Here is a 5,731-nt window from a genome sequence, read left to right as displayed (position 1 = left end):
GCTACCTGGATGATGGTGCGTTGCCGATCGACAATAATCGGGTGGAAAACCTGATCCGCCCCTGGGCGCTCGGGCGCTCGAACTGGCTGTTCGCGGGCTCATTACGCAGCGGTCAGCGTGCCACTGCCATCATGAGCCTGATCCAGTCCGCCAAGCTGAATGGGCATGAACCCTATGCGTATCTGAAAGATGTGCTGGCCCGGCTGCCGATCCAAAAAGCCAGTGCGATCGGTGAGCTACTTCCGCATAACTGGAAAGCGCCGGCTGACAAGGTGTGATAGCCGGACGCTTACTTCTCCTCAGCGATATAGCCCGATGCATCGTTGTGAATGAAATTAACTTGATGGGCAACGCCGAGTTCTTCGGCACGCTGCTTCGCCTGTGCGGTGAACAATGGACTCATGTCGATGCCGGTACCAACAATGCCGTGGTCGCGGGCCCAGGTGCACAGCATTTCGCCCGAACCGCTTCCAAGGTCGAGCACCCGCGCTCCTGGCTTTAGGCGAAGGGCGGCGCCGAGAGTGACGAATTTGTCGGGCGTGAACGGATTGTGGATGCGATGCTCACTTTCCGTGATATTGAAAAACCGTGGGATGTCCAATGCGTAAACCTCCTACAGAATGCGAATAGATTGGATAAAAAGCCTAACGCTCAAAGCAGCGTCGCTCAGCGTCCGACTGCCTTATCTGGTTAGGCATTCAGCCAGTCCGCTATCATCGATTCCGTGTAAGGATACACTGTGCGAATTACGAAGAGAAAGAATGCCATTTTCATTGCAAATATGATCCAGCCGACGAAAGCATAGCGGTTTCGACGTTGCCAATTGGTGAGAAATCTGGGGCCAACCAGGACAAACCAAAGGGCCGGAGCCATTACGCAAATGGCCGCAATCCAAGACTCAGGAGTCTTTGGTTTTACATACAGAATTCCCAGGGCCAAACATGCCACAACGAATAGCACACCGTCGTATCGGCGCTTCTCTAGCGGCATATTGAGCGGCTCATTCCTAAGTTTCATTTGCTGCCTAACCTCGAAGCTCATGGGCGGGGCTTTGCCGCGGGTCTGCTTGAATTATTTGTAATATGTTTAGTTACACCTTATCCGCAAAGTAGGCCATGATTTCTTCAGTAGTCATTTCCTTTGTCTCATTGGCAAAGCAATAGTAACTAGGACGCATATCGCTAAAATACTGCATGTCCATTTCCAACCCTTTTAGGTTTGGAAACAAGCCCACTGGCATACTGTACTCGCCTGTCTCTTTGAGTTTATAGAATAGATGAGTCCCACACTCAGTACAAAAGCCACGAGAAGCCCAAGAGGATGATTTGTACATCTTTACCTTATCGTCACCTTCCACTTTCACTTGAGTACCACATTTCACCGCAAAGAATGGTGCACCACCCCAAGTTCGGCATGATTGGCAGTGACACACCGTAAACTTAGGATTCACGTTTTCGGCAGTAATTTTTACCGCACCACAAAGGCAACTGGCCTCAGAACAAGACATTGAGATAATTCCAAAATTGATAAAACATATAACGCCTGCGACCATCGGTGCCAAAACTGGCGCGAAGCAGAAGTCCCCGGGGGCGGAAATCCCCGGGGTCATCCATTAGCCGACGGTGGTCTTGTGAATGCGTTTGTTATATTCCACTTCAATCTCGCACTGGAGCTTTTCAAGCTCGTCAAGAATACGGATAAATTTGGTACCAAGCTCGGTAACCTTATACTCAACTCTTGGTGGTACCTCATTATAAGAAATACGTTCCAATATCCCAAATTCTACATTCCTACGTAAGCATTGATTAAGAACTTTAGTAGTTAGTCCTTCAACACTTCGCACCATTTCGCCTGGGCGATTAATTCCGCTAGCAAGAAGTTGGTAAACAGTAAGCGACCATTTGCAGCCGTAAATGCTTTCAACCATTTTAGCACTTTCGCTAGGTGCAGTTTTTCTTGAAAAGATTTTTTCCTTAGTTTTCATAAAGATATCCCAAAAAGTACCTACCTTACCAAAATGTGCTTACTTTTCTATCTACAGCTTGCTCTGTAAATTTTCTCTATACTTTAACACAAACTGGAGAAACATTATGACTACTTCAAGTATTGCCCTAATCATAGGTGGATCAAGCGGCATGGGCTTGGCTACCGCGAAGCAACTGGTTGTCCAAGGCATTAGCACTATTATTCTAGGCAACAACCCCACCAAGCTAAAATCCGCTAAAGCGACGTTAACCGCAACCGCAGCCAGTAATGTGGTTGTAGAGACGTATCAGGCTAACCTTTATGAACAGCAGGATGTCGATAGGGTAATTGAAGCGCTTAACGCAGAAGAAAGGCATATCAAGTTTCTAGTTAATGCAGCAGGTTGCTTTAACCCAAAGCCATTCTTGGAACACGGAATGAGCGACTATGATGCCTATTCAGAACTAAACCGAGCAACCTTTTTTATAAGCCAAGCCGTAGCCAAAAATATGAGTAATAATGGCGGCGGCTCAATTGTTCATATTGGTTCAATGTGGGCTAAACAAGCAATTAAAGCAACGCCATCTTCAGCCTACTCAATGGCTAAAGCTGGATTACATTCATTAACGCAACATATGGCGATGGAGTTGGCTGATAAAAATATCCGTGTAAATGCTGTTTCTCCTGCCGTTGTTAAGACTCCTATTTACGAATCTTTCATTGAGCCGAGTGCAATCGATGAAACACTTGCCACATTTGATAGCTTCCATCCAATTGGAAGAATTGGTACTCCCGAAGATATCGCCAATGTAATTAATTTTCTGCTTAGCAACGATACAAGCTGGGTGACTGGAGCCATTTGGGACGTGGATGGTGGCGTAATCGCTGGCCGAAACTAGTCTCTTAATCAAAAAACTGAAAAATATGTAAAACGCTTTTTTAGCTCCAATAAATACCATGAATTTAGGCGAACACTGAAAGTGCCGCAGAGAAAATGTCAAACATTGGAGCGACCACTTCAACAAAAATGTGGGCAGAAAAGCAATTAATAACGATCATTCTAATATGATTGTTAGTTGTTTATTTGCCCCAATAACTAAGAAATCTACTATGACCCAACCAAGCCGTGTTTTTCTATATGCCGAATTTCAAATATCAGCGTCGTTTACTGAGGATCTGTGGCAGGACGTAAATACTGCTATGCATACTGTACTGGGGCTACGGAACAAAACCTGGTTGAGCGGAATCAACAGCCATTCCGTTGGCGGTTTCTACGAGTTCGACTCTATTCAGAACGCACGCGCCTACGCCGAAGGCATGTTGAGCGATTTGGCCAAGACGGTAAACGCCAGCCTTAGCGTCAAGCTGTTTGATGGTGATGTAGTGGCCGAAGCGAGCAGAGGAATGAACTCTCCCTACTTCGCCGCCTAACGGATACATTAGCCTATCTGACATAATGCCCTTTCCGACCGCGTGGACTCAACGAGGCCACGCATTTCGTCGAGAGTCATTCTGTAATCTAGTGCGTCGGCACACCGGTTCTTCGGGTGCGTTTCATCTGAATCATCTCTCTGTAGGTTTCTAACTATAGAAGGTGTCTACTGTTCGTGGGTAACTCGGATTCATAACGCCTGCTCTCACCGGTGCCAAAACCGACGCGAAGCAGAGGTTTTGGCACTGGTGCATAGCCTGGTTATGCGCTCTTACGGATGCCACGGATATCCTCGATATCCACCGGACGTGAGAGCACCGATTTAAGAACGACAATGGGGTCACCCATTAGTGCGGCAGATGAAATCGCGACGTTCAAAGCCGGTGGTCTGATCAACAGATTCAAAGCAGACAAGGCCGCACAGCCGGCTGATTAGCGATCACCTCGGTAATCGCCCCCGGAGACTGTCCGGGCGCAACGGACCGGGTTCGGCAATCAGCTCTCGGGCGGCGTCCACTTGCCCCCAGACGTCCCACAGCAATACCCCGCGCACCCGGCCGTCCTCGAGGTAGTACACCACCCCTTTACCGCCCGGCTGTTGCCAATCGGCCACTGTCTCGAGCCGTGCATCCAGTTCCCCGACCCCCTCAAAGCCAAGCTCGAAGAGATCGGAATAGAAAAACGGCAGGTGGTGATAGGGATCGGCGGCACCGGCCATGTTGCGCCCGGCGAGTTGCCCCATGGTGTTGGCATTGTCCTCGTGTTCCACGCGGATGCGCTTGCCCAAGGCCGGATTATGGAAGGCTGCGACATCGCCTGCCGCGTAGATGTCCGGATCACCGGTGCGCAGGTACTCGTCGACGACGATACCGTTACTCACCTCCAGCCCCGCCGCTTGCGCCAGTTCGATATTGGGCTGGATGCCGATGCCTGCCACCACGCCATCGACCTGGATCGACTGCTGACTCGCTGTTTTCAACAGGCACTGAGTGCCACTCAGCTCTAGCGCAGTGACCGTTTCCCCCGCCAGGACCTGTACCCCCTTGGCACGATAGTAATCGTTTAAAAACAGCCCCAACGCCCGCGGAAAGACGCGGCCACCGATCGTTTCCTCCGGAAACAGCATCACCACCTCCTTGCCGTTCATGGCCAGGGCGGCGGCGATCTCGGACCCGATAAAGCCGCCGCCAATCACCGCAAAACGCTGGCCCTGCTCAGTCAGCGTACGCAAGCGACGGTAATCCGCCAGGGTACGGAAATAGATGATCCGCTCGCCGTCAAAAGGTAGCTGCCGGGGTGTCCCGCCGGTGGCCAGCAGCAGCTTGTCAAAGCTATAGCGGTCCTGCTGGCTATCGATGACCTCCTTATTCTGCCGATCAAGCGTCAGCGCCCGTCGCCCCAGGTGCAGCGTCAGCCCCTTTTCCGGCGTATTGCGCCAGACTTTGTCCAGTGCCCCCCCCTGCCAGAGCCCTTTGGACAGGGGCGGACGGTCATAAGGCGGCTCGGGCTCAGCACCGATGAGACCCACCGAGCCCGTTGGATCGATTTGACGAATGCCACGCACGGCGGCATCAGCGGTCATACCCGCGCCGATGATCAGGTACCTGTAATGCTGTGACATGTCTCCCCCCCTTTGCAGGATTTCCTGGCTCTTAGTGAACTATAGCTACTTTCACTTCAACCAGGTCGCACCTATCCTGATCGCCAGGATCCGGACTAAAGAAGCTGCTGTCATACCCGATCTCTGCGGACCCAGGTCCAGCGTAGCCACTCAACCCAGCCGGCGCACCGCCGGATTCAGGACTATCGGACTTTGCCAACCAACTCCCCCAGACCGGCTTATCCAAGTACCTCATTTAACAGTCGACAAATCTTGACCAAATCCTCCATGCCCAGCGCCCTGTCCACTGCTACTGGGCAAGATCACACCTCGTGGCGATAGGTTCGGTTGAAGCGCTCGATATAGGAATTTTGTGTCGGCTTGCCTGGCTCTATGAATTCCAACACAACGTTGTTGTATTCAGCCCATTCAGACAACGCCAATGAGATGAATTCCGGCCCGTTGTCTACCCTCACTTTCATCGGCTTTCCGCGCCAAGCGACAACTCGTTCGAGTGTCCTGATAACACGGGTTGCGGGTAGATTCAGATCGATCTCTATCGCCAGCGCTTCGCGGTTAAAGTCATCCACGACGTTGAACGTCCTGAATTTCCGGCCACAGCGTAGCGCGTCATGCATGAAGTCCATCGACCAGCAGTGGTTGACCTGAACGGGCACCGCCAGCGGCTCAGGTGAGCGGGATGGCAGGCGCTTCTTGCCCTTGCGGCGCAGATT

Annotated in this window: 7 protein-coding genes and 1 pseudogene; 3 read left to right on the top strand and 5 right to left on the bottom strand. The window is 51.3% G+C overall.

Going from position 1 to position 5,731, the window contains the following annotated elements:
• The coding region (locus F451_RS0124200; RefSeq protein ID WP_020684001.1) for a transposase domain-containing protein at positions 1–278 on the top strand (278 nt) is incomplete at its 5' end.
• A gap of 11 nt (positions 279–289) precedes the next feature.
• Here the strand turns inward: F451_RS0124200 and F451_RS26475 are convergent.
• From F451_RS26475 to F451_RS27520, 3 genes are all read right to left on the bottom strand, one after another.
• Positions 290–601, bottom strand: a complete 312-nt coding sequence (locus F451_RS26475) for an SAM-dependent methyltransferase (RefSeq protein ID WP_040880406.1) — start codon at positions 599–601, stop codon at positions 290–292.
• 489 nt (positions 602–1,090) lie between these two features.
• The gene (locus tag F451_RS0124185; RefSeq protein WP_026292042.1) at positions 1,091–1,507 is read right to left on the bottom strand and encodes a GFA family protein; all 417 of its coding nucleotides are present in this window, start codon (positions 1,505–1,507) and stop codon (positions 1,091–1,093) included.
• 105 nt (positions 1,508–1,612) lie between these two features.
• Positions 1,613–1,984 carry a winged helix-turn-helix transcriptional regulator gene (locus F451_RS27520; RefSeq protein ID WP_083928546.1) on the bottom strand — a complete coding sequence of 124 codons (372 nt, stop codon included), beginning with the start codon at positions 1,982–1,984 and terminating at the stop codon, positions 1,613–1,615.
• Positions 1,985–2,090: 106 nt separating this feature from the next.
• Between F451_RS27520 and F451_RS0124175 the strand changes: the two genes are divergently transcribed.
• Both F451_RS0124175 and F451_RS0124170 read left to right on the top strand, forming a co-directional pair.
• The gene (locus tag F451_RS0124175; RefSeq protein ID WP_020683996.1) at positions 2,091–2,864 is read left to right on the top strand and encodes an SDR family NAD(P)-dependent oxidoreductase; all 774 of its coding nucleotides are present in this window, start codon (positions 2,091–2,093) and stop codon (positions 2,862–2,864) included.
• Between the two features lie 211 nt (positions 2,865–3,075).
• Positions 3,076–3,396 (top strand): YdhR family protein, encoded by a 321-nt coding sequence (locus F451_RS0124170; RefSeq protein ID WP_020683995.1) that lies wholly within the window; start codon positions 3,076–3,078, stop codon positions 3,394–3,396.
• Between the two features lie 440 nt (positions 3,397–3,836).
• On the opposite strand, the gene F451_RS0124160 is transcribed toward F451_RS0124170, so the two are convergent.
• Both F451_RS0124160 and F451_RS26470 read right to left on the bottom strand, forming a co-directional pair.
• Positions 3,837–5,018 (bottom strand): NAD(P)/FAD-dependent oxidoreductase, encoded by a 1,182-nt coding sequence (locus F451_RS0124160; protein ID WP_020683993.1) that lies wholly within the window; start codon positions 5,016–5,018, stop codon positions 3,837–3,839.
• 305 nt (positions 5,019–5,323) lie between these two features.
• A pseudogene (locus F451_RS26470) lies at positions 5,324–5,731 on the bottom strand (DDE-type integrase/transposase/recombinase); the annotation flags it as partial.

This window comes from Marinobacterium rhizophilum DSM 18822 (assembly GCF_000378045.1).
Lineage (GTDB): Bacteria > Pseudomonadota > Gammaproteobacteria > Pseudomonadales > Balneatricaceae > Marinobacterium_A > Marinobacterium_A rhizophilum.
Note: the sequence above shows the minus strand (reverse complement) of the source record. Positions and strands in the feature narration are given on the sequence as shown.

Coding starts and splice junctions, on each gene's coding strand:
- F451_RS0124185 (WP_026292042.1), bottom strand. CDS start 1,507: ATGTCTTGTTCTGAGGCCAGTTGCCTTTGTGGTGCGGTAAAAATTACT.
- F451_RS27520 (WP_083928546.1), bottom strand. CDS start 1,984: ATGAAAACTAAGGAAAAAATCTTTTCAAGAAAAACTGCACCTAGCGAA.
- F451_RS0124175 (WP_020683996.1), top strand. CDS start 2,091: ATGACTACTTCAAGTATTGCCCTAATCATAGGTGGATCAAGCGGCATG.
- F451_RS0124170 (WP_020683995.1), top strand. CDS start 3,076: ATGACCCAACCAAGCCGTGTTTTTCTATATGCCGAATTTCAAATATCA.
- F451_RS0124160 (WP_020683993.1), bottom strand. CDS start 5,018: ATGTCACAGCATTACAGGTACCTGATCATCGGCGCGGGTATGACCGCT.